Annotated in this window: 23 protein-coding genes; 2 read left to right on the forward strand and 21 right to left on the reverse strand. The window is 70.7% G+C overall.

The window, feature by feature from the left end:
• Positions 1-16: 16 nt before the first annotated feature.
• The 21 genes from AOP72_RS07710 to mraZ all read right to left on the reverse strand — a co-directional run bounded on the left by AOP72_RS07710 (position 17) and on the right by mraZ (position 20,982).
• The gene (locus AOP72_RS07710) at positions 17-520 is read right to left on the reverse strand and encodes a GNAT family N-acetyltransferase (RefSeq protein ID WP_062134616.1); all 504 of its coding nucleotides are present in this window, start codon (positions 518-520) and stop codon (positions 17-19) included.
• Positions 517-1,434, reverse strand: a complete 918-nt coding sequence (locus AOP72_RS07715) for an RluA family pseudouridine synthase (protein WP_062134619.1) — start codon at positions 1,432-1,434, stop codon at positions 517-519. The genes AOP72_RS07710 and AOP72_RS07715 overlap by 4 nt, the downstream gene beginning before the upstream one ends.
• The gene (gene lspA / locus AOP72_RS07720) at positions 1,427-1,966 is read right to left on the reverse strand and encodes a signal peptidase II (protein WP_193746386.1); all 540 of its coding nucleotides are present in this window, start codon (positions 1,964-1,966) and stop codon (positions 1,427-1,429) included. The genes AOP72_RS07715 and lspA overlap by 8 nt, the downstream gene beginning before the upstream one ends.
• Entirely contained in the window at positions 1,963-2,415 is a 453-nt protein-coding gene (locus AOP72_RS07725) for a TraR/DksA family transcriptional regulator (RefSeq protein ID WP_062134622.1), read from the reverse strand. The genes lspA and AOP72_RS07725 overlap by 4 nt, the downstream gene beginning before the upstream one ends.
• Before the next feature lie 120 nt (positions 2,416-2,535).
• Complete coding sequence (locus AOP72_RS13940; protein ID WP_084631516.1) at positions 2,536-3,507, reverse strand: DivIVA domain-containing protein; 972 nt, start codon at positions 3,505-3,507, stop codon at positions 2,536-2,538.
• Positions 3,508-3,644: 137 nt separating this feature from the next.
• Positions 3,645-3,929: a YggT family protein gene (locus AOP72_RS07735; protein WP_084631519.1), complete on the reverse strand. Its 285-nt coding sequence runs from the start codon at positions 3,927-3,929 to the stop codon at positions 3,645-3,647.
• Positions 3,930-3,948: 19 nt separating this feature from the next.
• Complete coding sequence (locus AOP72_RS07740) at positions 3,949-4,428, reverse strand: cell division protein SepF (protein ID WP_062134625.1); 480 nt, start codon at positions 4,426-4,428, stop codon at positions 3,949-3,951.
• 85 nt (positions 4,429-4,513) lie between these two features.
• Complete coding sequence (pgeF, locus tag AOP72_RS07745) at positions 4,514-5,227, reverse strand: peptidoglycan editing factor PgeF (RefSeq protein ID WP_152650298.1); 714 nt, start codon at positions 5,225-5,227, stop codon at positions 4,514-4,516.
• A 35-nt stretch (positions 5,228-5,262) separates the two neighbouring features.
• Entirely contained in the window at positions 5,263-6,435 is a 1,173-nt protein-coding gene (ftsZ, locus tag AOP72_RS07750) for a cell division protein FtsZ (protein WP_062134643.1), read from the reverse strand.
• Between the two features lie 129 nt (positions 6,436-6,564).
• Positions 6,565-7,299, reverse strand: a complete 735-nt coding sequence (locus AOP72_RS07755; RefSeq protein ID WP_152650299.1) for a cell division protein FtsQ/DivIB — start codon at positions 7,297-7,299, stop codon at positions 6,565-6,567.
• A 373-nt stretch (positions 7,300-7,672) separates the two neighbouring features.
• Entirely contained in the window at positions 7,673-9,067 is a 1,395-nt protein-coding gene (gene murC / locus AOP72_RS13815; protein ID WP_062134648.1) for a UDP-N-acetylmuramate--L-alanine ligase, read from the reverse strand.
• Positions 9,064-10,179, reverse strand: a complete 1,116-nt coding sequence (gene murG, locus AOP72_RS13820; RefSeq protein ID WP_238581640.1) for an undecaprenyldiphospho-muramoylpentapeptide beta-N-acetylglucosaminyltransferase — start codon at positions 10,177-10,179, stop codon at positions 9,064-9,066. Before murG ends, murC begins: the two co-directional genes overlap by 4 nt.
• Positions 10,172-11,386: an FtsW/RodA/SpoVE family cell cycle protein gene (locus AOP72_RS07770; RefSeq protein ID WP_062134650.1), complete on the reverse strand. Its 1,215-nt coding sequence runs from the start codon at positions 11,384-11,386 to the stop codon at positions 10,172-10,174. Before AOP72_RS07770 ends, murG begins: the two co-directional genes overlap by 8 nt.
• A gap of 9 nt (positions 11,387-11,395) precedes the next feature.
• A complete protein-coding gene (gene murD / locus AOP72_RS07775) occupies positions 11,396-12,844 on the reverse strand; it encodes a UDP-N-acetylmuramoyl-L-alanine--D-glutamate ligase (RefSeq protein ID WP_238581641.1) in 1,449 nt (482 codons plus the stop codon).
• A 3-nt stretch (positions 12,845-12,847) separates the two neighbouring features.
• A complete protein-coding gene (gene mraY / locus AOP72_RS07780; RefSeq protein WP_062134653.1) occupies positions 12,848-13,945 on the reverse strand; it encodes a phospho-N-acetylmuramoyl-pentapeptide-transferase in 1,098 nt (365 codons plus the stop codon).
• Positions 13,942-15,342 (reverse strand): UDP-N-acetylmuramoyl-tripeptide--D-alanyl-D-alanine ligase, encoded by a 1,401-nt coding sequence (locus tag AOP72_RS07785; protein WP_062134655.1) that lies wholly within the window; start codon positions 15,340-15,342, stop codon positions 13,942-13,944. Before AOP72_RS07785 ends, mraY begins: the two co-directional genes overlap by 4 nt.
• Positions 15,339-16,997, reverse strand: a complete 1,659-nt coding sequence (locus AOP72_RS07790) for a UDP-N-acetylmuramoyl-L-alanyl-D-glutamate--2,6-diaminopimelate ligase (RefSeq protein WP_238581642.1) — start codon at positions 16,995-16,997, stop codon at positions 15,339-15,341. Before AOP72_RS07790 ends, AOP72_RS07785 begins: the two co-directional genes overlap by 4 nt.
• 56 nt (positions 16,998-17,053) lie before the next feature.
• A complete protein-coding gene (locus AOP72_RS07795) occupies positions 17,054-18,964 on the reverse strand; it encodes a peptidoglycan D,D-transpeptidase FtsI family protein (protein WP_062134658.1) in 1,911 nt (636 codons plus the stop codon).
• Positions 18,964-19,425: a cell division protein FtsL gene (gene ftsL, locus AOP72_RS07800; protein WP_062134660.1), complete on the reverse strand. Its 462-nt coding sequence runs from the start codon at positions 19,423-19,425 to the stop codon at positions 18,964-18,966. The genes AOP72_RS07795 and ftsL overlap by 1 nt, the downstream gene beginning before the upstream one ends.
• Positions 19,422-20,405: a 16S rRNA (cytosine(1402)-N(4))-methyltransferase RsmH gene (gene rsmH, locus AOP72_RS07805; RefSeq protein WP_062134663.1), complete on the reverse strand. Its 984-nt coding sequence runs from the start codon at positions 20,403-20,405 to the stop codon at positions 19,422-19,424. Before rsmH ends, ftsL begins: the two co-directional genes overlap by 4 nt.
• 109 nt (positions 20,406-20,514) lie before the next feature.
• Positions 20,515-20,982: a division/cell wall cluster transcriptional repressor MraZ gene (gene mraZ / locus AOP72_RS07810; protein ID WP_062137020.1), complete on the reverse strand. Its 468-nt coding sequence runs from the start codon at positions 20,980-20,982 to the stop codon at positions 20,515-20,517.
• Between the two features lie 231 nt (positions 20,983-21,213).
• On the opposite strand from mraZ, the gene AOP72_RS07815 reads away from it, so the two are divergent.
• Both AOP72_RS07815 and AOP72_RS07820 read left to right on the forward strand, forming a co-directional pair.
• Positions 21,214-22,251: an AAA family ATPase gene (locus tag AOP72_RS07815; protein ID WP_062134666.1), complete on the forward strand. Its 1,038-nt coding sequence runs from the start codon at positions 21,214-21,216 to the stop codon at positions 22,249-22,251.
• Entirely contained in the window at positions 22,248-23,561 is a 1,314-nt protein-coding gene (locus AOP72_RS07820; RefSeq protein ID WP_062134669.1) for a DUF58 domain-containing protein, read from the forward strand. The genes AOP72_RS07815 and AOP72_RS07820 overlap by 4 nt, the downstream gene beginning before the upstream one ends.

Consider the following 23,561-nt stretch of genomic DNA (forward strand, 5'->3'; position numbering starts at 1 on the left):
GCGAGCCGGGCCGAGGTCAGGCCGTGAGGTCCTTGTACGCGTCGTGATGCTCGATGCCCTCGTCCAGATAGCCGTCGCCGTACGCCGTGTACCCGAGCCGCTGATAGAACGGCATCGCCTGATCCTGTGCGGACAGCTCGACCCGGACGCCCCCGTGGGCTCCGTGGCGCTCGAGAGCGGCGGCCTCCAAGAACTTCATCAACGCCCGGCCCGCACCCGTGCCTCGCGCAGACGCCATCACCGCGAGGCGACCGATGTGCGGATTCGCGGGATCCATCGCTCCGTGGGAGGTGCCTTGGCCGTGTTCCGTGTCCGTGTGGGGAGCGAGCACTCGCCCAGCCCCCACCGGCCTGCCGTGGGCGTCGTAGGCTACGGCGTGGAGCGTGCGCGGATCGTCATCAAGGGCATCGCGCTCGCTGTCAGCAGACACCCCCTGCTCGTGCACGAACACCGCGAACCGCACCTCCAGCGCGTCCGCGAAATGGGCCTCCGTGGTCACGGCCTCGACACGCACCGTCATCCTCGCAGAACCTCGAGCGCCGCCAACAGGTCCGCCGGGTACTCGCTGACGACCCGGAGCTCATCGCCCCGGGTGGGGTGCTCGAACGCCAGCTCCCGCGCGTGCAGCCACTGGCGTGCGATGCCGAGCCGCTCAGCGAGCCGCGGATCCGCGCCGTAGGTCAGGTCGCCCGCGAGGGGGTGACGCATCGCGGCCATGTGGACGCGGATCTGGTGCGTGCGACCCGTCTCGAGGTGGACCTCCACCAGCGAGGCGGCCGGGAACATCTCCAGCACCACGTAGTGCGTGATCGAGGGCTTGCCGCCCTGCACCACGGCGAACCGGTAGTCCGCCGTGGGGTGGCGCCCAATGGGCGCGTCGATCGTGCCCTCGGTCGGGTCCATGTGTCCCTGCGCGACCGCGTGGTAGACCTTCTCGACGTCGCGCTCCTTGAACGCGCGCTTGAGGGCCGTATACGCCGTGTCGGACTTCGCGACCACCATGAGACCGGAGGTGCCGACGTCGAGCCGATGCACGATCCCTTGACGCTCCGCCGGCCCGTACTGCGCGAGCTGCACGCCGGCCGATGCGAGGGCCCCCACCACGGTGGGGCCCGTCCACCCCGGCGACGGGTGCGCGGCGACGCCCACGGGCTTGTCGACCACCGCGAGGTCGTCGTCTTCGTAGACCAGCACCAGCCCGCCGGGAACCGACGGCTCGGCCACCGGCTCGCGCTCGTCGGGGATGTCGACCGCGAGGATGCCCTCGGACAGCCGGTCGGACTTTCCGAGGGTGTGCCCGTCCAGTTCGACGGCTCCGGTCTCCAGCAGCTCGGCGGCCTTGGTGCGGCTCAATCCCAGCATGCGCGCGAGGCCCGCGTCGACACGTTCCCCCACGAGGGCATCGGGAACGGGAAGGTAGCGGGTATCAGTCACGGGGCTCCTCGCCGACAGTCGCGTCGGCTGACTGCGGCTCGTCGGCACTCTCAGGTGGGACGGGCGCGGCGAGCAGGGGCCGGTTGGTCAGGCTCATCACGAGCACCACTGCCGCGACGCCCACGATCGCCAGATCCGCGACGTTCCCCACGAACCAGCCGTTGTAGTTGATCATGTCGACCACGTGACCCTGGCCGAAGCTGGGCTCGCGCAGCAGCCGGTCGATGAGGTTGCCGACGGCGCCCCCGAGACCGATGCCGAACAGTGCGACAGCGAGACGGGACTGCGCCCGGCGCGCGAAGTACACGATGCCGACGGTCACGATCACGGCGACGATGGTCATCACCCAGGTATAGCCATCGCCCAAGGAGAAGGCGGCACCCGAGTTGAACACGAGCTGGAAGGACAGCAGGTCACCGAGGACGGCGTGCTTCTCCCCCGGCTCGAGGGCGGACAGCGCCCACTGCTTGGTGAACTGATCCAGCGCGATGACGACGAGGGCGACCAGCCACAGGGCTGGTCGCCAAGTCAACGACGCTCCTCGCGCTGCTTGCAGGTGACGCAGTGGGTGGCACGCGGGAACGCTTCGAGGCGGGCCTTGCCGATCCCCTGGCCGCACACCTGGCATGCGCCGTACGTTCCGTTCTTGACCCGGCGCAGAGCGTCGACGCTCTGCTCGAGCATGTCGCGCGTGTTGTTGACGATCGACATCTCCTGCTCGCGCTCGAGCGCCGTCGAGCCGGCGTCGGCCTGGTCATCGCCCGCGCCCTCGGAGGTGTGGAGCAGGTCGTCGAGCTCGTGCTCGGCGCCGCGATACTCCGCGACCAGCCGCTCCACGTCGGAGTTGAGCGTCTTGACGATCCCGCGAAGCTCCGCGATCTTCCACGGTTCGTCGCCCTCGCGGACCGCAAGCTTCTTGGCGTCGGCGGGCTTGAGCTCCGCCGGGTCCACGACGACGATCGTCACGTCAGTGCTGGTCATCACACATCCTCGAATCTGGTCAGTGTCGTGAGAGTAGTCCGCTTTGCGCCCCACCGCAAAGCGCCACGCCATCGAACGATGGCGTGGCGCTGAGCGTGGTGGCCGCCGGAGCGGCTCGGATCAGGAGTTCTTGTCGTCGCCGTCCTGCGGGGAGGGGGCTCCGAACGTCGGGGTGGCGTCATCCTGAGGCGGGCCGGCCAGGGGCTGGTAGGCCGATGCGCCCCACGGGGCAGGCTGCTCGTCACCGAAGCTGCGAGCGGCCTGAGCGGACGAGTCGCCCTCCTGGGGACGCACCTGCGCCCACGGGCTCGAAGGAGCCGAGGGGCCCTGGTCGTCGTCACCCGCCGAGGGCGCGGAGTCATCTGTCGACGGCGCGACGGCACCGCCGGAGGAGGGCTGTCCGAACGTCGGCACCGACGGGTGGGACTCGGACTCGTCGCGGGACTCGCCCTCGCCCTCATCGTGGGAGGCGTCATCGGTCGCCGTCACGCCCGCACCGAAGCCCGCGCCGAACGCCGGCGCCGCGCCCGCGGGCTCGGCCTTGCCGCCGTGATCGAGGTCGCCGAGCAGGTTCTCGAGGTAGCTCTTGAGCCGGGCCCGGTAGTCGCGCTCGAAACGGCGCAGGTCGTCGATCTTGCGCTCCAGGTCGCCGCGCTCCGACACCAGCTCGTCCATGCGAGCCTTGGCGTCCGTCTCGGCCTGCTCGACGATCGACTCCGCCTTGGTCTTGGCATCGTCGATGATGCGGTCGCGCTCGGCCTCGCCAGCGTTGACGTACTCGTCGTGAAGCTTCTGTGCCATCGCGAGCATCCCGGTGGCGCTCGGGGGCGTCGGGTCGGTCGCGGCGGCCAGCAGGCCACCCTCCGTCGACGGCTCCGATGCGGGCGCCGCACTCGTGTCGGGCGACGACGGTGCGCCCGCCTGGGCCTGCGCGAGGCGCTTGGCGAGGTCATCGCGCTCGGCGGTGAGCGACTGAACCGTGTGCGCCACCTCGTCGAGGAAGTCGTCGACCTCATCCTGGTCGAAGCCCTCGCGGTACTTCGTCTTCGAGAACGCCTTGTTGAGCACGTCCTCTGCCGTCAGCAGTGCCATGTGCAAACCACCTTGTGTCTAGTCGTAGCCGGGGTACCGGCCAGCGCGTCGATAATCGTCACTGTACTCATCAATAGGTATCGGCACCCACCTGAACCCGCCATCAACGGGACACAAGCGACGTGCCCATCACCGCATCAGACGAACAACAGGACCTGGTACAGGATCGAGCAGCCGAAGAACAGCACAAGGAAGGCGATGTCGAGTCGCACCTGGCCGAACTGCAGCGGGGGGATGAACCGTCTCAGGAATCTGAGTGGGGGGTCGGTCACCGTGAACACCGCCTCCGTCACGACGAGCATCGCGCCCTGAGGGCGCCACTCGCGCGAGAAGGACATCACGAAGCCCAGGATCATGCGGGCGAACAGCACCAGCATGAAGAGGAACAGCGCGAAGCGAAGGGCTGATGCGACGAAATCCACCCGGTGAGCCTAACCGACGTCAGCGCTCGTTGAAGAACTCGCTCTCCTGCTTGGGCGCGGGGGGCTCGGCGTCCATGCCGATCTCGACGTGCGCGGGAGACAGCAGGAACACCGAGGTCGTGACGCGCTCGATCGAGCCGTGCAGACCGAAGGACAGGCCGGCAGAGAAGTCGACCAGGCGCTTCGCGTCCGCGTCCGACATCTCGGTGAGGTTCATGATGACCGGCACGCCCTGACGGAACGCCTCGCCGATGAGCCGGGCGTCGTTGTAGGTGCGCGGCTTGATGGTCTGGATGCGGCGCAGGTCCGTGGCGGCGACGGGGCTTCCGGGGGTGCGCTGACGCTCCGCGCGCGCTGAGCGCGACTCGTGCTTCTCGCGGACCTCTGACACGTCGTGCAGGTTCGTCACGGGTGCGAGCTCCTCATCGGCGTAGTCGTACTCCTCGTGCTGGCTCACGTCGAAGCCGAGGTACTGAATCGCCTTGCGCATTGCGCTCATGGATGGCTCCTTCTGAAGTGAACTCGCTATTGCTAGAACGGTAGGCCGGGCCCGGTGGCCAGGAGCGGAGCGACACGCCGCGCAGTCATTCGCAGACGACGATCCCGGCGAAACGACCCGTCACGCCGTCGCGCCGGTGCGAGAACAGCCGGGACGACTCCGCGGTGCACTCGTGAGACCGGACGATGCCCGAGAGGCCCAGCTCGCCGAGGCGGGTCTCGATCGCGCGCGGCAGATCGAGGGCAGCGGTCCCGGTGCGGGTGGTCGCGAACGCCGACGCGTGGCGGGCAGCGACGCGCGCGCGCATCGCCACGGGAACCTCGTAGCACCGTCCGCAGATGGCGGGCCCGATGCTCGCACGCATCTGGCCGCGTGCTCGGTGACCGCCCCGGATGTCGAGGAGAGCGGCGACCGTGGCGTCGATGACGCCCGCGAACAGCCCCTCTCGACCCGCATGGACCGCCGCGACTGCACCGGACGCTGAGTCGTGGAGCAGGACGGGCACGCAATCGGCGGCGATCGCGGCCAGGCCGACCCCCGGCACCGTGGTGACGAGCGCATCGGCCGCCGGCGGGGACTCCCCCGGCGCCGTGAGCCGGGCCACTGCGATGCCGTGCTCCGCCACCAGGTACGAGACGGGCACGCCCGCGTGGTCCGCGACGCGCGCGCGATTGGTGGCGACGGCGTGGGGCTCGTCGCCCACGTGGACGGCGAGGTTGAGCGACTCGTACGGAGGAACGCTCACCCCGCCGTCGCGCGTGGTGAAGAAGGCGCGAACCGGCAGACCCGCATCGATCACAGCAGGCCGATCACGCCGGGCCGACCAGTCCGGGATTACCGGAGGAACTCGGGGACGTCGAGTGCCTCGGCGTCGCGGCGCACGGGCTTGACGTCGATGGTGTCGGTCTGGGCGGGCGGCTCGTCGACGTCGGCCTCGATGGCCTGCGGGATCGACGACTGCTCGACGGGAGCGTCCACGGGATCAGTCTCGGCGGAGGACCGCATCGCGCGAGCACCGTCCACCATGCCCAGCGCACCGGCCGCGTGGCTCACGGTCGGTGCGCCCCCGTCGAAGCCGGCGGCGATGACCGTGATGCGGAGCTCGTCGCCCAGCGAATCGTCGATGACGGTGCCGAAGATGATGTTCGCCTCGGGGTGAGCCGCCTCGCGGACCAGCCGGGCGGCGATCTCGACCTCCTTGATGCCCAGGTTCGAGCCACCGGCGATCGACAGCAGCACGCCGTGCGCACCCTCGATGGAGGCCTCGAGCAGGGGCGACGAGATCGCGCCCTCCGCGGCCGACAGCGCGCGGCCCTCGCCACGCGAGGAGCTCACACCCATGAGCGCGGTGCCCGCGCCCTGCATCACGGACTTCACGTCGTTGAAGTCGACGTTGATGAGGCCGGGAGTGGTGATGAGATCCGTGATGCCCTGCACACCGCCCTGCAGCACCTGGTCGGCGGCAGCGAAGGCGCCGAGCACCGACAGGTCGTTGTCAGAGATGTCGAGCAGTCGGTCGTTGGGGATCACGATGAGGGTGTCGACCTCTTCGCGCAGGCGCTGGATGCCCGCATCCGCCTGATCGGCGCGGCGGCGCCCCTCGAAGCCGAAGGGCCGGGTGACCACGCCCACGGTCAGGGCGCCCAGGTCACGTGCGATCTTCGCGACGACCGGCGCTCCACCGGTGCCGGTGCCACCGCCCTCGCCTGCGGTGACGAACACCATGTCCGCGCCCTTGAGAGCCTCCGCGATCTCCGCCTCGTGGTCGTCCGCCGCCTGACGGCCGACCTCGGGGTCGGCGCCCGCTCCGAGACCACGGGTGAGCTCGCGCCCGATGTCGAGCTTCACGTCGGCATCCGACATCAGCAACGCCTGCGCGTCGGTGTTGATCGCGATGAATTCGGCGCCCTTGAGGCCCACGTCGATCATGCGGTTGACGGCGTTGACGCCACCACCGCCGACGCCGACGACCTTGATGGCGGTGATGTAGTTCTGCGGTGCGGCCATGAGACCCTCCCAACCTTAACCCTCTACTTGAGGGTTATAGTTATGTCAACTTCGTCCACGATGACGGTACGTGCCGATGCCCGAAAATCGCTCCAGGCTGGCGCGTGTCGCGCAGATAATCGCGGCGACCTACTCCGCACGCGTGATCGGCAACGACGGCGCGGACACGTCGATCACCGCCGCCTTCGATGCTTCGGGAGAGTCGAGCAGCACCTTCAGCACCTCGGCCTTCAGCGCCGACTGCTCGCCGCTCCCCCATTCGATGCTGGGGCCGTCACGCAGCACGAAGTGGATCGAGTCCTCCGTCCGCGCCTCGACGCCTTCCACGCGGTCCCGCAGTGCCACCGGAAGCTCGTCGATCACGTCGAGCACGCCGTCCAGGATGCGGGTCTCACCGGACGTGATCGGGATCGTCACGACGGGCAGTTGCGCCGGCGGCTCCTTCGCGGAGTCGACGGGCTCGCCGCTGTCATCCACCAGCACGAAGCCGCCGCCGTCACGCGGGATCGCGGCCACGGGCTCGGACGATTCGATCTCGACGCGCAGGCCCGTCGGCCACACGCGCAGGACGGTGGCGTCACTGACCCCGACCAGCCCCTCGATCGCGGTCTCGATGCCGCCAGTGTCGAGCATGGCGAGCGACGTGCCGTCGTGCGCCGCGATCACGGCGTCGACCTCCGCCGGGTCGACGACGCTGCCGAAACCCGACGCCTCGACCTTCTGCGCGTCGAAGGAGAACAGCGGCGACAGCAGCACCAGCCACACCGCGCCGAACGCGCCAAGCGCGATCGCGGCCCTCTTGCCCCAGCGGATCGCCTGCAGCCGCGTGTGCGCCGTGCGCCGCTCGCGCAGCCGCTCCTGCATGCGCGTCGTGACGGTCGACGCGGAGGTCGCGGCGACCTTGGCCCATGGGGTCGGGATGGGCGATGTGCCCGGGTCAGGCCGATGCGCGGCGAGCGTGGAGCTCGCACGCGGACTCGCGCGGCGGACGTCGGTGCGTGAGGCGGCTCCGGCTCGCGACTGCGATGTCTTCTCCGCTGCCTTCCCGGCCTTCCCCGCGGTCCGGGCCACGGCGCGGCCGGCCTCGCGGGCACGCTCGACGAAGGAGGCGGCAGCGCCGGACGAACGCCGGCCGGTCGCGTCGGCTGTCGCCCTGGACCTTCCCGCGTTCGCCGTCCGCCGGGGCGATGCCGGCCGAGGGGGTGCCTGCCGTGTCGGCGCCTGGGGGCGGCGCGGCTCAGCCATGATCGGCCGGTCGCGCGGAATCCGCCGCGGCTCGCGCGCGGAGGGCGTCGAGGATCCAGTCGGCGGCCAAGGTCACCGTGCCCGACCCGACCGTCATCACCTGAGTTCCCGGTCGCGCCAGTGACGCGGCGACCGCGGCGGCGGCCTCGAGGTCCTCGACCACCTGCGCGGTCGAGCCCTCCGGGACCGCCATGCGATCGAGAATCGTGGCCGACGTGACGCCAGGGATCGGGTCTTCACGGTCGCCGTGCACGCCCGCGATCACCACGTCCGCATCCGCGATCGACAATGCCGTGGCGAAGTTCTGGGCATGCAGCTGAGTGCGGGTGAAGAGCGCGGGCTGGAAGAGCACCACGAGGTGACCGGCGCCGGCGGCGCGCGCGGCCGCGAGGACCGCGGCGACCTCGGTGGGGTGATGCGCATAGTCGTCGACCACGCGTACCTGCCCCACCTCCCCGCGGAGCTGGTACCGGCGCCCCGTGCCCGCGAACGTGGCGAGCGCATCGGCCGCACGTTCCGGGTCGGCGCCGACCGCGACGGCGGCCGCCCATGCGGCGGCGGCGTTGAGCCGCTGGTGCTCTCCCGGGATGGGGACGTCCAGCGCGTAGACGTCGCCGTCACGCGAGACCGCATCGGCCGTCACCGCCACGTCAGCGCTGGCCGTCTCGTCCCCGGTGTGGCGTCCGTACGTGATGACCTCGACGCCGGCGTCCGCCGCACCCCGTGCCACCCGCATGACGGTCGCGTCGTCGGCGCACGCGATCAGCACGCGGCAGTCGAGCGCAAAGTCAGTGAAGGCCTGCTCGAGCGCCTCGACGCTGCCGTAGTGGTCGAGGTGATCGGGCTCGATGTTGAGCAGGATCGCCACTTCGGGGTGGTAGCGCAGGAACGAGCCGTCCGACTCGTCTGCCTCGACCACGGCGACGTCGGATGCGCCCGCGTAGCCACCTGCGACGGCGCCATCGACGCCGAACACGCGGGCGCCCACCGCGAACGACGCGTCGATCCCCGCGCCGTGCAGGGCGTGGGCGACCATGGCCGAGGTGGTGGTCTTGCCGTGCGAGCCGGCGACGGCGATGAGCCGCTTGCCTTCGAGCGCCTCTGCGAGGGCCTCGGAGCGGTGCAGCACCGGAATTCCCCGCTCCCGCGCTCGGGCGAGCTCGGGATTCGCCTCGCGAACGGCGGTGGAGATCACCACTGCGTCCGCGCCGTCCACCGCGCTGGCGTCGTGTCCGACCCGCACATCCATGCCTGCGTCGCGCAGCGCGAGGAAGTATGCGCTCTCGCCACGATCGGAGCCCGAGACGTCGATGCCGCGCGCAGCCGTCAGGCGCGCGACCGCGGACATTCCCGAGCCGCCCACGCCGATGAAGTGAAAACGAGTCACCGGAGTGCCCCCTCGATCATGTCGGCCACCCGATCGGCGCCGTCGCGGATGCCGATGTCGCGCGCCGCCTCGCGCATCGCCGTCGCGGCGCGGTCGTCGAGGAGCATGTGCTCGGTGCGCTGCTCCAGCATCGCGGGGGTGAGTTCAGCGTCCGTGAGCATGATCGCGGCGCCCGCGTCGACCGCCGGGCGCGCGTTGTCGGCCTGCTCTCCGTTGCCGTGCGGCAACGGGACGTACATCGCGGGCAGCCCGAGCGCGGTGAGCTCCGAGACCGTGGCGGCACCGGCACGGCACACGACGGCGCCGGCCGCGGCGAGCACAGTGCCCATGTCGTGCGAATACTCCTCGACCCGGTACAGGGGACGTTCGGCGGCGGTCAGGTCGCCGTAGACGCGCTGGGCGTCGTCAGACTTGCCCGCGCCGGTGAGATGCCACACGTGGACGCCGTGGGAGATGAGCCGCGGGACCGCGCCCGCTGCGGCGGCGTTGAGGCTCGCCGCCCCCAGCGACCCGCCGGTGATGACGAGCACCGGTGCGTCCGCGGGCCACCCCGCCACGGCGCGGGCGGCCTCGCGCGCGTCGGCGGCGGCACGCGGATCGGCCAACAGCGCTGCGAGGTCACGAATCTCGGCCCTCAGCGGCAGCCCCGTCAGCTGCGCGTGGCGCAGCGGCGTCTCCGGGAAGGTCACCGCCACGTGATCGGTCATGCGGGAGCCGAGCCGGTTGGCCATGCCGGGCCGCGCGTTCGCCTCGTGGACGATGATCGGCACGCGTGCGCGGCGCGCCGCGAGATACGCGGGCGTCGACACATAGCCGCCGAACCCCACCACCGCATCGGCCCTGGACTCGTCGATGGCGCGCCGGGCCGCACGCACAGCGGACGCGAACCTGCCAGGAAAGCGGAGCAGGTCGCCGGAGGGACGACGCGGCATGGGTGCCTTGGGCACCACGTGAAGGGTCAATCCCGCCCGCGGGACGAGGTCCTGCTCGAGTCCCTCCGCGGTGCCGAGCGCCTCGACCCGGTGACCGCGAGCGCGCAGCTCCTCGGCGGTCGCGAGCAGCGGGTTGACGTGGCCGGCGGTGCCTCCGCCGGCGAGCAGCACGTTAGCCACGGCGCCCCCTGGCGATCACGGCGATGGACTTCTTGACCACGGACGGGCGTGCCGCGAACGCTTCTGGCGCACCGGGTTCTCGGCGCGCGAAGGCCATCAGCACGCCGATCGCGGCGAGCGAGACGATCAGCGAGGACCCGCCGGAGGACACCAGCGGGAGCGGCACCCCGGTCACGGGGGCGAGGCCGATGACGACGGCGATGTTGATGCACGCCTGCCCGACGATCCACGCGCCGATGCCCGCGGCGGCGATCTGTACGAAGGGGTCCTTGTGGCGGTGCACCAGGCGGTTCACGGCGACCGCGACCATTCCGAAGGCCACCAGCATCAGCAGCGTGCCCACGAGCCCGTACTCCTCTCCGATGATCGCGAAGATGAAGTCCGAGTCCGCGACGGGCAGGTACCCCCACTTCTCGCGGCTCATGCCGGGGCCGAGACCCCACAGGCCGCCGGTCGCGAGGGCCCAGGCGCCGTGCAGCGACTGCAGGCCGGCACCCTGCGGGTCCGCGGTCTCGGGGTTCAGCCAGGCGTCGATCCGCGAGCCGCGCGAATCGGCCTGGGTCAGCAGCACGGCCGCGCCGATCACGGCGGCCACGGCACCCATCGCGAAGTACCGTAGTGGCAGCCCGGCCACCCAGTACGCAGCGGCGACCATCAGTGCGATCACCATCGCGGTGCCCATGTCACGCCCCCACAGCACCAGCGACAGCACGATGGCCACCGCGAGTCCGGCGGGAGCGATCAGGCTGCGCAGCGACGTGAGCTCGCGCCGGCTGACGGCAAGCGCGACCCCGAGGAACAGCGCGAGGCCGAGCTTGGCGACCTCCGACGGCTGAAACGTGACGGAGCCGAGCCGGATCCAGTTCTTGTTTCCTCCCGAGGCCTCGCCTACCAGCCCCACCGCGAAGAGCAGCACAATCGCCGTGCCGAGGATGGGGACGGCGGTGCGCTTCCAGAAGGTGACCGGCATGCGGGAGCCGATCACGAGCGCGGTCAGCCCGATGACGAGTGCCGCGGCCTGGATCATGAACAGCGTGAAGGGGTTGCCGTTCGGCTTCTGCAGGGAGATGTTGGCGGTGCTCGACAGCACCACCGCCAGTCCGACCACCACGAGCATCGCGCTCGCGACGGCCAGCAGGTAGTAAGTAGTGACGGGCGAGCCCGAGGGAGCAGTTCGCTCGGTGCGCCGCGACGCTGTGGTCGTCATGACGCCTCCTTAAGCGCTCGCCTTCACCGCTTCCGCGAAGGCTTCTCCCCTGTCCGCATAGCTGCGGAACTGATCGAACGACGCGCAGGCGGGTGACAAGAGCACCGTGTCGCCCTGCTGAGCGAGTGCACGGGCCTCGCGCACCGCCTGCTGCATCACAGTGTCGCCCGGAGCGATGCGCGTCACGGGGATATCGGCCGCGTGTCCCGCCAGCGCCGATGCGAGGGGCTCAGGATCCGCGCCGATCAGCACCACCGCGCGGAGCCGGTCGCGCAGCGCTACGACGAGTCCGTCGAACTCCTGGCCCTTGGCCTGCCCGCCCGCGATCCACACCACCGAGCCGGGCGCGCGACCGCCGAAGGCCGCGAGCGCGGCGTGGGCGTTCGTCGCCTTGGAATCATCGACGTAGTGGACGCCGTCCACCGTCGCGACATGAGCGGTGCGGTGCGCGTCCAACGAGAAGTCCCGCAAACCCCGCGCCACCGCGTCCGGGGCGACGCCCACGGCGCGGGCGAGTGCGGACGCGGCGAGAGCGTTGAAGACCAGGTACGGGGGCACCTCACCTGCGACGAGGTGGGCAAGGTCGTCCACGTGGCCGAGCTCGATGGCCTCCGTGTGGCGCCCGGCGTGGAAGGCGCGGTCCACGAGCACGCCGTCGACCACGCCCAGCTGCGAGACGGCGGGCGAGCCGCGGGTCACGCCGATGGCGCGCGCGCCCTCGACCACCTCCGCGTCCGCCACCATCGACTCGACCAGCGGGTCGTGGGCTCCGTACACGCACGCGACCTGCACGTGCCGATAGACGCGCGCCTTGTCGGCGCGATACGCCTCGACGGAGCCGTGCCAGTCCAGGTGGTCCTCGTCCGCGTTGAGGCACACGGCGGCGTGCGGCGACAGCGTGGAGGTGAAGTGCAGCTGCAGGCTCGCGATCTCCACCGCGACCAGGCCACGGTCCTCTTGCGCCGCGGCGATGACGGGGACGCCCATGTTGCCGCACACGGCCACGTCGATTCCGCCCGCCGCCGCGATCGCGCCCACCATCTGAGTGGTCGTGGTCTTGCCGTTGGTGCCCGTCACGAGCACCCACGGGACGCCCTTGCGGCGCACACGCCACGCGAACTCCATCTCCGACCAGATCTCGACGCCCGCGTCCTGCACGGCGCGCACCTCTCGGGTGTGCGGCGCGAAGCCGGGCGAGGACATGCAGACGTCCACCGTGCTCAAGGGGACCGCGTCGATGTCGGCATGGTCCGCATCGGCCGCTCCGGGGTCGACCGTGATGGCGCGCGCTCCGAGCGCGCGGCACGCGTCGAGCGCGGAGCGTCCCGCCACGCCCAGACCCAGGATCAGGACGGTGAGACCCGCGATCGGCGACTGCGCCGTGTGATCGGGAGCAGCGGTCGAGTCAGGCGCAGTAGTCGAGTCAGGCGCAGTAGTCGAATCGGGCGCGGTGGCCACGGTTCACTCCCCCGCGGGCAGAGCGGCGATCCACTCGGTGTAGAACAGACCCACGCCGGCGGCCGCGGCGAGACCCGCGAGTATCCAGAACCGGATCACGATCGTCACCTCTCCCCACCCCAGCAGTTCGAAGTGGTGATGCAGGGGCGCCATCTTGAACACGCGTTTCCCCCCCGAGATCTTGAACCAGCCGATCTGGATCACCGAGCTCGCGACGATGAGCACGAACAGCCCGCCGATGATCACGCCCAGCAGCTCGGTGCGCGTGACGACGGTGACGCCCGCGATCGCTCCGCCGAGCGCCAGCGATCCGGTGTCCCCCATGAAGATCTTCGCGGGGCTGGCGTTCCACCACAGGAACCCGAAGCACGCGCCTGCGATCGCGGCGCACAGGATCGCGATGTCGCGCGGGTCGCGCACTTCGTAGCAGAGGCTGTCCGACGAGGTGAAGCCGCACCACTGGTTGTACTGCCAGATGCCGATCACGGTGTAAGCGCCGAAGAAGATGAGCGCCGCACCGGTGGCGAGCCCGTCGAGACCGTCGGTGAGGTTGACGGCGTTCGACCACGCGGTGATGAGGAAGTTCGCCCAGACGATGAACAGGATGATCCCGATCGCGGGTCCCCAGTACGCGAGGTCGAGCGCGGTGTCACGCAGGAACGAGATCGACGTCGATCCGGGCGAGTCGCTGTACTGGTTGGGGAACTGCAGCGCGAGCAGCGCGAAGGAGATGCCGACGACCGCTTGGCCGAGGATCTTGTAGCGCGCCCGGAGGCCCAGCGAGCGCTCGCGGCGAATCTTGATGTAGTCGTCGAGGAACCCCACGAAGCCGAGCCCCACGATGAGCAGCACCACCAGCATCGACGAGGCGTACGGCGTGCGACCGGTCGCAAGGTTGGCGCCCAGCCATCCGAGCACGGTCGCGAGGATGATGACCACGCCGCCCATGGTGGGGGTGCCGCGCTTGACGAGGTGGGTCGCCGGACCGTCGTGCCGGATGAACTGGCCGTACTGGTGGCGAGTCAGGAACCGGATGAACAACGGGGTGCCGAGAAGCGCGATGAACAGCGAGATGCCTCCCGCAAAGACCACCGCTCTCATTCGTGCACTCCCAGCAGATCGTCGGCAAGTTTCCACAGCCCGGAACCGTGAGACGCCTTGATGAGCACCGTGTCGCCGGGCATGAGGCGCCCGTCGAGGAATGCGCGGGCCTCGTCAATGGTAGCCACGTACGCGGCCTCGTCGCCCCAGGAGCCCTCGCGGACGGCCGATGCGTGGGCGGGCTTGGCGCCCTCGCCCACGACGAGCAGGTGGTCGATGCGGAGCCTCACCGCGTCCAGCCCGATCTCCTCGTGGCCTGACCGCCACGCGTCGCCCATCTCCCGCATCTCGCCCACGACGGCGAAGGAGCGGCCCGTGGTCGCCACCTCCTTGAGCGCGCGCAGCGCGGCGCGCATGGACTCCGGAGAGGCGTTGTAGCTGTCGTCGAGGATCCACACGCCGTCGGTGCGTTCGGTCAGCGCCATGCGATGGGCGCTCAGCGGGTCGGCGTCGCCCACGCGCGTCGCGGCCTCGTCGAGCGGGAGCCCGCACTCGAGTGCGGTGGCCACCGCCGCGAGCGCGTTGGTGACGTGGTGCTCCCCGACGAGCCGCAGCGAGACCATCGCCTCGTCCTGGGCTCCGGCTGTCGGGGTCGAGACGGCGAAGGACGCCCGACCCCGGTCGAGGGTGATGCGCGAGGCGGCGACGTCCGTGCCCGCCGTCGTGCCGAAGGTCCGGACCTGCCTGCCGTCTGCGCTCAGGAATGGCCGCGCGGCCATCGCCGCGACGCGGTCGTCATCCGCGTTGAGCAGCGCGATGCCGCGGGGCACCAGCCCGTCGAGCAGCGTGGCCTTCTCTGCCGCAAGGCCCTCCGCCGAGCCGTAGCCGCCCAGGTGCGCGGTGCCGACCGTCAGCACCACCGCGATGTCCAGCGGCGCGATCCGGGTCAGGTAGGCGAGATCGCCGGGGGCGGACGCTCCCATCTCGAGCACGAGGTGGCGCGTGCCTGCATCGGCCCTGAGCACGGTGAGAGGCAGACCGATCTCGTTGTTGAAGCTGCCGACCGGCGCCACCGCGTCGTCAAGCACCTGGGCCAGCAGGTCCTTGGTGGTGGTCTTGCCGTTCGAGCCGGTGACGCCGATCACGGTGATGTCACCCTCGGTGCGCAGCAGCGCCAGATACGCCTGGGCGAGGCGGCCGAGTGCGTCCGTGACGTCGTCGACCAGCACGTGCGGCCCCGCGACTGGCTCCGAGACGAGCGCGAGAGCCGCGCCGGCCTCGAAGGCGCGCGGGGCGTACTCGTGACCGTCGACGCGCTCGCCGACGAACGCGACGTACAGGGCTCCCGGCGCGACGTCCCGCGAGTCCTTCTCGACCGACGTGACCTCCGCGTCGACGTCGGCTGCGAGCTCGCCGCCGACGGCGTTCGCGATCCACTGAGCGGTGAGCGGCCTCATGCTTTCTCCCCCGCGCCCGCCTGTGCCGAGGTGCCAGGCTGGGCCGACGACCCCGGCGGTGGCGAGGTGACGGGACCGTGGATGGTCACGTGCGGGATGGGCCCCGCATCGGGCGTCGTCCCTTCGCGCTCGGCGACGATGCGCGCCTGTGCCGCGAGGTAGGCGTCGCGATCGTTGTAGCGATGGAAGACGCCGGCGATCTCCTGCGTGGGCTCGTGGCCCTTGCCGGTCACGATCACCGTGTCGCCGGGGCGCCCGAGCCGCAGCGCATACTCGACGGCCGCGACGCGTGGCTCGACCTCGTGGACGTCGTGCAGGTCCGGGCGCGCCTGCTGGATCCCGTCCCGGATGGCGGCGCGGATCGCCGCGGGCTCCTCGGAGCGCGGGTTCTCGTCGGTGAGCACGATGACGTCCGCGAGGTCCGCCGCGATGCCCCCCATCACGGGACGCTTGCCCTGGTCGCGGTCCCCGTCGGATCCGAAGATCAGGATGAGCCGTCCTGGAGTGATGGGCCGCACGCCCTGAAGGGCGAGCGTCAGCGCATCGGGCGTGTGGGCGTAGTCCACGATCGCGAGAGGGTCGACCTCGCTGCGCTCGACCACGCGCTCCATGCGGCCCGGCACGGCGTGAGCGGTCGCGACGCCGGCGATCGCCTGTGGCAGCGGCACACCCGCGGCGTGAGCGGTCGCGATCGCCACCATGGCGTTCGAGACGTTGACGAGGCCCGGCAGCGGCGCCTCCGCCGTGTGCTCGGCGCCCCGCGGGTCGGTGAAGGTGAAGCGCGAGCCCACGCCGTCGAGCCCCACGTCGGCCCACGTGACGGTCCAGTCGGCGTCCTGCGGGTCGTCGACGTGCGTCGACACGGTCTCGGCAGGGATCTCGACGCGCGCCGCGAGTCGCCTTCCCCACTCGTCGTCGACGTTGATGACGCCTCGCGCCGCCCGGCCAGGGGCGAACAGCTTGGCCTTGGCGTCGAGGTACTCCTCCATCGTGCCGTGGAAGTCCAGGTGGTCCCACTGCAGGTTGGTGAAGACCGTGACGGAGAACTCGACGCCGCTGATGCGTTCGAGGGCCGCCGCATGCGAGCTGACCTCCGTGACGGCGGCCGTCACGCCCTGCTCGCGCATCCGTGCCAGCAGCCCGTGCAGCACGGGCGACTCGACCGTGGTGCGCGGCGATTCGATGGTCTCGTCGAGGATCCGCAGCTCGACGGTGCCCATGATTCCGCGCCGCTCGTGCACCTGCGCGAGAGCGTTGTCGACGAAGTACGCCGTGGTGGTCTTGCCGTTGGTGCCCGTGATGCCGACGAACACGAGCTCGCGGCTCGGGTCTCCGTAGACCAGCGCGGCCGCCTCGCCCATCGCGACGCGAGCATCCTCCACGAGCAGCACCGGGACGTCGACGCCAGACTCCGCGAGCAGGGACTCGCCCTCCGCGTCGGTGAGCACCGCGACCGCTCCCGCCGCGACGGCATCGGCCGCGAAGCGCGCACCGTGAACCTTCAGCCCGGGAAAGGCGCCGAACAGATCGCCGGCCGCGACCGCATGGGAGTCGACGGTGGCCCCAGTCACGAGCACCGTCTCGGGGTGGTCGCCCTCCGCGGGCTCGGTCTGCCCGGCACGCGCCCGCAGGCGCGCTCCTGCACGGTCAGCCACCTCGGCGAGCGTGCGGGGCACCGCTCTCGAAGGACGCAGCGCCATCTCCTGCACGTTCACTCCCAGGTCGTCGGATACAACTCTTCACGCGGCCCCGAGGGCGGGACGCGGAGGGCCTGCAAGGCAAATGTTGCCACGTCCTTGAAGACCGGAGCCGCGACTTCGCCGCCCCAGATCGAGGACTTCGGGTCCCACACGATCACCGAGACGACGATACGCGGGTCGTCGGCGGGAGCGACGCCCACGAACGAGGACACGATGCGCGTCAGCTTGCCGTCCTCGTCGGCCGCCTGCGCCGTCCCGGTCTTGCCCGCGACGCGGTAGCCGTCGATCTTCGCCAGCCCGCCCGTGCCGGACTCCGTGACGTCCTCGAGCATCAGCATCAGCTGGTCGGCAGTCTCCTCGGACACCACGCGCGTGGGCTCGTCGGTCTCTCGTGCGATGAACTCGCCGTCCGCAGTCTCGTACCCCTTCACCACCGACGGCTGTACGCGCACGCCCCCGTTCGCGATGGTCTGGTACACCTGGCTGGTCTGCAGTGCGGTGCCCGCGACGCCCTGGCCGTACAGCACGGCCCACTCGGTGCGCCCGTCCCACTGCTGCCAGGGGCGCAGGATTCCGCCGACCTCGGTGGGCAGTCCCACGCCGGTCGGCGAGCCGAAGCCGAAGGCCTCGAGGTAGTGGTAGCGCTGCGCCTCGGTGAGGTCCTCGCCCACCTGGATGGTGCCGGTGTTGGACGAGGTCACCAGCACTCCCGAGAGCGTGAGCTTCTGGTCCTCGTGCTCGTGCGAGTCCTTGAACTCCTGTCCGTTGTCCGTGGTGTAGCGGTAGGGGGCGATGTAGCGACTGGTCGGGGTCGCGACGCCCTCCTCGAGAGCGGCGGCCATGGTGACGACCTTCGCCGTCGAGCCGGGCTCGAAGATGTCTTGAACCGCGCGAGAGCCCCGCGCGTCTGCGGCAGTCGCGCCCGGGTCGTTCGGGTCCACGGCACCGGAATCCGCGATCGCCAGGAACTCGCCGGACACGGCGTCCTGGACCAGCGCGATCGCCTGAGAGCCACCGTTGGTCTTGAGCGCGTCCTCGACGGCCTGCTGCGCGTAGAACTGGATGTCGCGATCGAGGGTCAGCATGACGGTCGACCCCGGCACCGCCTCCTCCTCCTCGAGTACGCCAGTGGGGATCACGGTGCCGCCCCTGGCGTCGGACTCGTAGGTGAGGGAGCCAGGCGTGCCGAGCAGCTCGTTCTCGAACGCCGCCTCGACTCCGGCGAGCCCCCAGTTGACGCCCTGCTTGTCCTCGCGGCCGCCCACGAAGCCCACCACATTGCCGCCGATGCTGCCGTTCGGGTACTGGCGCTCCGTCACCGGCTCGCGGTCGATGCCGGGGATGCCCTCGGCGTTGATCAGTCCCCACGTCTCGGGCGTCACGTACTTGGCGATGTACTGGAACGTCTTGTCACCCACGAGATCTGCCGCGAGCTCCGACTCAGACACCCCGAGGATCGGCGCGAGGATGCGGGCGGCGTCGAGCGGCCCCTCGGCCACCACCTGGCGGTTCTCGATGAGTTGGAACTCCTTGAGCGCGACCTGGTTGACGAACACGTGATAGCGCTGCGCCGACGTCGCCATGATGTCGCCGTTGCGGTCCACGATGTCCGCCCGCACCGGTTCGATCGTGGACGTCGCGAGGCGGTTCTCGAGTGCCGCGACCGACAGCTCGGACGCGTTGACGCCCTGAATCATCACGAGCCGCACCGCGAAGACCACCAGGATCACCAGCGTCGCGAGCGTGACCACCCGCTGGCGCGTGCGGGGGTCCCCCACCTTCGGGGTGTGCGCGTGCGTGGACGTGACCCGCACCGTGGCGGGCCGACGCGTGGGCCCGCCGGCGCGAGCACGGGCCGATTGGGCCGATGGGCGCCGCTGCCCCGAGGGGCGCGCACCGGGCGCGCGGCGGTCGTCCGACATCAGCCGGCTCCCGGCTCGAGGACTGCGCCGGCAGAGAGGGACACGGACCGCAGGGTCTCGTGTGGGCGCATGCCGAGGTCGGTGGCCGCGGCCGCCAGCAGGTTCGGCGCCGAGTTCGCCTCGAGAGCGCTCACCAGCGTGGAGCGCTCCTGGTGCAGGCTCGCAATCTCGATCTTGAGGTCGCGACGCTCGTACGCGCCCTTCGCCATCGACGTGTTCAGCAGCAGCACGGCCGCGAGCGCGCTCAGGATGATGAGGATGCAGCCCCAAGCGAACGGCGCCAGGGAGCGGGCCTGCTCCGGTGCTCCCACCGCGCGCAGCCGGGGTCGCTGATCGGTCGTGGGCCGTGAGGCGGGGGCGGGACGGGCGGTGGCGCGGGCGGCCGCCGACGCTCGCGTCGTTCCGGGCACGCCGGGGCGCGACGGGGCGTCCTGGACGCGCCTGAGCTGAGCGGCGCTCATGCGGCCCTCCTCAGGCGTGCGGGCGGCGTGAGACGGGTGCGCTCGGCGGCGCGCAGACGCACGGACGTGGCGCGCGGGTTGTCCTCGGCCTCCTCGGCGGTGGCCTTCTCGGCGCCGCGGGTGAGGAGGCGGAGGTAGGGCTGGTCGTCGTCGGGGACCACGGGCATCCCGTGGGGTGCAGAACTGGTGGAACCGGCCGCGAGCGCAGTCTTCACGATGCGGTCCTCGAGTGACTGGTACGCCATCACCACGATGCGTCCGCCCACCCGCGTGCCCTCGATGGCCGCCGGCATGGCGCGCTCGAGCACCTCGAGTTCGCGGTTGACCGCGATCCGCAGGGCCTGGAACGTCCGCTTGGCGGGGTTGCTGCCCGGGACTCGCTTGGCGGCGGGGATGCACGCGCGCACGAGGTCGACGAGATCGGCGCTGCGCACCACCGGACTGGTGTCTCGACGGCGCACGATCGCCTCCGCGATACGCGGGGCGAAGCGCTCCTCGCCGTACTCACGCAGGATGCGGGTGAGCTCGCGCTCGTCGGCATCGCGCAGGATGTCCGCGGCGGTCACGAGGTCCTCGCGGTTCATGCGCATGTCCAGCGGTGCGTCGCGGGCGTACGAGAAGCCACGATCGTCCTCATCGATCTGCAGCGAGCTGACGCCCAGGTCGAGCAGGATGCCGTCGCAGCGCTCCGCCCCCACTCTCGCGAGAGCGCCGCTGATGTCGTCGTATTCGGCATGGTGGGCGACGAACCGATCGCCGAACCGCGCCAGGCGCTCGGAGGCGAGGTCGATGGCGTCGTGATCGCGATCGATGCCGACCACCGTGACCCCGGGGCACTGCTCGAGCAGGGCCTCGGTGTGGCCGCCCATGCCCAGAGTGCCGTCGATCGCCACGGCGCCGTCCCGGTCGAGAGCGGGCGCGAGCAGGTCGACGCAGCGCTGCAGCAGCACCGGCTGGTGCCGCGAGGCCGCATCAGTCATCACCCCTCCTCTTCCGTCGTATCGCCGTGATCCGTGGTCTCCCTCCGGCTCTCTGACGGGGGGAAGTCCGTCAGAGTCGCTCGGCGGAAGACCGCAGGCCACGGTGATGTCACATGTCGTCGAACACCTCAGCGGCGGTGGCCGCGTAATCCTCTTCTCCATCCACCAGGTACTGCTCCCACGTGGCGGCATCCCAGATCTCCACGCGCGATCCCATGCCGACCACGGCGACCTCGCGGTCGATACCGGCGTACCCCCGCAGCGCACCGCTGAGCAGGATCCGTCCCTGCTTGTCCGGGATGTCATCCTGGGCGTGGCCCAGGAAGTTCCGCAGGTAGTCGCGCGCCCGTTTGTTCTCCAACGGGGCCTTGCGCAGCCGGTCGTGCACCACAGCGAACTCATCCAGCGGGAACAGGAACACGCATCGGTCCAAACCCCGTGTGGCGACCAGTCCCGAGGCCAGCCGACCCCTGAACTTGGCCGGCAGGATGAGCCGTCCTTTGTCGTCCAGGCGGGGCGTGAACGTGCCGAGGAAGACCCCAGTAGGGCCGAGACCGTGCGCCACAGGCTCGGACACGTCGGTCACCTCCTCACGCCACGACTCGCCAGTGCGCCCCACATTACTCCACTTCACTCCACCTTCATGCGGAGATTGTGAGAAATCCTCCATCTGAACCACATTATCGCTGGTATATCTCGGTGGATGAGAGTGGGGGGATTTCGTCGTCCTGAGTGTCGGGCGCGACACGAGGGATGTGCCCGAGGCCCGAATCGCCTAGGCTCGAACGCAGGCTGCAAAGGAGCGTTCATGACCCAGACACTGCCCACCGAGAGCGAGCTTGCTGAGGTGGCGGACGTCACCTCGCGCATCCGCGCCTCGATCTCCACCGTGCTGTCCGGCCTCGATCAGGCGATCACCGGGACGCTGTCCACCGTGCTCGCGCAGGGCCACCTCTTGATCGAGGATGTTCCCGGCGTCGGCAAGACCACCCTGGCCCGGGCCTTCGCCAAGAGCGTCGACTGCTCCGTGGGACGCATCCAGTTCACGCCGGATCTCTTGCCGTCGGATGTCACCGGCGTCAGCATCTACCGCGCAGACGACCACCGCTTCGAGTTCCGCCCCGGCCCGGTGTTCGCCAACGTCGTCATCGCGGACGAGATCAACCGGGCGTCGCCCAAGACCCAGTCCGCGCTCCTCGAGAGCATGCAGGAGCGCGCCGTGACCGTCGATGGGCTGACCCGCGAGCTGCCGAACCCGTTCCTGGTCGTCGCGACGCAGAACCCCATCGAGATGGAGGGCACCTATCCCCTGCCCGAGGCGCAGCGCGACCGCTTCATGGCTCAGGTCTCGGTGGGCTACCCGCACCCCCGCGATGAGATAGCGATGCTCGACAGCCACGACGGGGTCGACCCTCTTGCCTTCGTCGAGCCCGTGACGAACACGGCCGCGCTCGCCGCCGCCATCGCCGTTGCGCGTCGCATCTACGTCGCCCCTGCGATCAAGCAGTACATCGTCGACCTCGTGGGCGCGACCCGCGACGAGGCAGGGCTGCGGCTCGGCGCCTCCCCTCGGGCCGCGCTCCAGCTGCTCGCCGCCTCCAAGGCGCGCGCCGCGATGGCGGGCCGCAACCATGTGCTCCCCGACGACGTCAAGGCGCTCGCGGTGGCGGTGCTCGCCCACCGACTGATTCCGTCGACAGAGTCGCGGCTGTCCGGACGCACTGCGCAGCAGCTCACCCGCGACATCGTCTCGCGCACCGATGTGCCCATCTCCGCGCGTGACGCCATGCCCCGCCGCGAAGCCGCGGTCGATCACTCGCAGCACCAGGCGGCTCCCACGGCATGAGCACCGCCGCGACGGACCGCGCGGCACCGCCCCGGCTGACGCGGCGTGCGAGCTCCGAGACCGAGATGACCAGCCGGGGAGTCGGCGTGCTCGCCGCAGGCATCGTGATCGCGGTGCTGGGCGTCGGCCTGTCGACGCCGATCCTCGTGTACATCGGAGTCGCGATGACGTGCGCCGTCGCCGTGGCCTGGATCTGGCTCGTGCTCGCCGTGGACGCCTTCCTGCGGGTGATTCCCGCCACCAGGCGAGAGGTCTCCCCGCACCCGCTGACTGCAGGAGTGCCTGGCACGGTGAGCGTCACCATCGACTCGCGCGTGGGTGGCCGCCACCCCCGCATGCGGCGCTCCGTGACCGAGCACCTCGATCTGCGCGAACAGGCCGCCGCCGAGCTCACGGGCGGAGCCGGCACCAAGGCCACCGTGACCCGTCGTGACGGCATCCTGACCCTCCGGTACTCGCTGCACCCGACTCGGCGCGGACGCTGGCCCCTCGGGCCCGCGCTCGTGCACTCGGGCGACCCCTTCGGGATGCTCCATGCCGACACCCCGGTGGGCGAGCCGCAACTGGTTCCGGTGTGGCCCGCGGTCGTGGACCTGTCCGGCACGGCAGGTGCGCTGATGGGCCACGCTGACCGCGTCGTGCTCGGGGCGCGCACCCCCTCCCCCGACGACGCGTCGCTGCGCGACTATCGCGAGGGCGACGACCTGAGGCGCGTGCACTGGGCCAGTTCGGCACGGCTGGGCACCATGCTGGTGCGCTCGGATGAGCGGGCAGGTCGCAGGCCTGCGACCGTCATTCTGGACGCGCCCCGGGAGCCGCTCGCTCTCGAGTGGGCCATCTCCGCGGCCGCGTCGATCGCGCTGTCGGTGCTCGACTCGGGACACCCGGTGCGGATGATCGGCGCGGGGCTGGACGCCGAGGCCGTCCGGCACCTTGGCGAGAGGGGCGGCGAAGCCGCGCGCTACGAGCTTCTCAACCAGACGGTCGACCTGCACGCGCCAGTCTCGCGCGCCGACTCCACGAACCAGCTCGTGCGCTCGGCGGCGCTCGCCGCTGACGATGCGCGCCAGGGCGAGGTGACTGTCGGAGTGCTGGAACCGCTCTCCCAAGAGGCGCTCGATGCGCTGGTGCCCATCGGCGACTCCGGACGGGCCTGGGCGATCGTTCGCACCGGCCCGGCCACGGAGGCCGATGCGCGCCGCACCGTGCGCGGACTGCGCCGGGCCGGGTGGCGGGCCACCACGATCTCGCCGACGGACGATCTCGCGGAGCTGTGGACTCGCATGCTCACGGCCGGGGAGATTGAGTGA

This window comes from Demequina aestuarii (assembly GCF_000975095.1).
Lineage (GTDB): Bacteria > Actinomycetota > Actinomycetes > Actinomycetales > Demequinaceae > Demequina > Demequina aestuarii.

Excerpts from the sequence above, each read along its gene's own strand:
- AOP72_RS07820 (WP_062134669.1), top strand. The coding sequence starts at position 22,248 with ATGAGCACCGCCGCGACGGACCGCGCGGCACCGCCCCGGCTGACGCGG.
- AOP72_RS07770 (WP_062134650.1), bottom strand. The coding sequence starts at position 11,386 with ATGACGACCACAGCGTCGCGGCGCACCGAGCGAACTGCTCCCTCGGGC.
- AOP72_RS07755 (WP_152650299.1), bottom strand. The coding sequence starts at position 7,299 with ATGCAGGAGCGGCTGCGCGAGCGGCGCACGGCGCACACGCGGCTGCAG.
- AOP72_RS07710 (WP_062134616.1), bottom strand. The coding sequence starts at position 520 with ATGACGGTGCGTGTCGAGGCCGTGACCACGGAGGCCCATTTCGCGGAC.
- mraY (WP_062134653.1), bottom strand. The coding sequence starts at position 13,945 with ATGAGAGCGGTGGTCTTTGCGGGAGGCATCTCGCTGTTCATCGCGCTT.
- rsmH (WP_062134663.1), bottom strand. The coding sequence starts at position 20,405 with ATGACTGATGCGGCCTCGCGGCACCAGCCGGTGCTGCTGCAGCGCTGC.
- ftsZ (WP_062134643.1), bottom strand. The coding sequence starts at position 6,435 with ATGGCCGCACCGCAGAACTACATCACCGCCATCAAGGTCGTCGGCGTC.
- AOP72_RS07815 (WP_062134666.1), top strand. The coding sequence starts at position 21,214 with ATGACCCAGACACTGCCCACCGAGAGCGAGCTTGCTGAGGTGGCGGAC.
- AOP72_RS13940 (WP_084631516.1), bottom strand. The coding sequence starts at position 3,507 with ATGGCACTGCTGACGGCAGAGGACGTGCTCAACAAGGCGTTCTCGAAG.
- ftsL (WP_062134660.1), bottom strand. The coding sequence starts at position 19,425 with ATGAGCGCCGCTCAGCTCAGGCGCGTCCAGGACGCCCCGTCGCGCCCC.
- AOP72_RS07740 (WP_062134625.1), bottom strand. The coding sequence starts at position 4,428 with ATGAGCGCAATGCGCAAGGCGATTCAGTACCTCGGCTTCGACGTGAGC.
- AOP72_RS07725 (WP_062134622.1), bottom strand. The coding sequence starts at position 2,415 with ATGACCAGCACTGACGTGACGATCGTCGTCGTGGACCCGGCGGAGCTC.
- AOP72_RS07785 (WP_062134655.1), bottom strand. The coding sequence starts at position 15,342 with ATGAGGCCGCTCACCGCTCAGTGGATCGCGAACGCCGTCGGCGGCGAG.
- AOP72_RS07795 (WP_062134658.1), bottom strand. The coding sequence starts at position 18,964 with ATGTCGGACGACCGCCGCGCGCCCGGTGCGCGCCCCTCGGGGCAGCGG.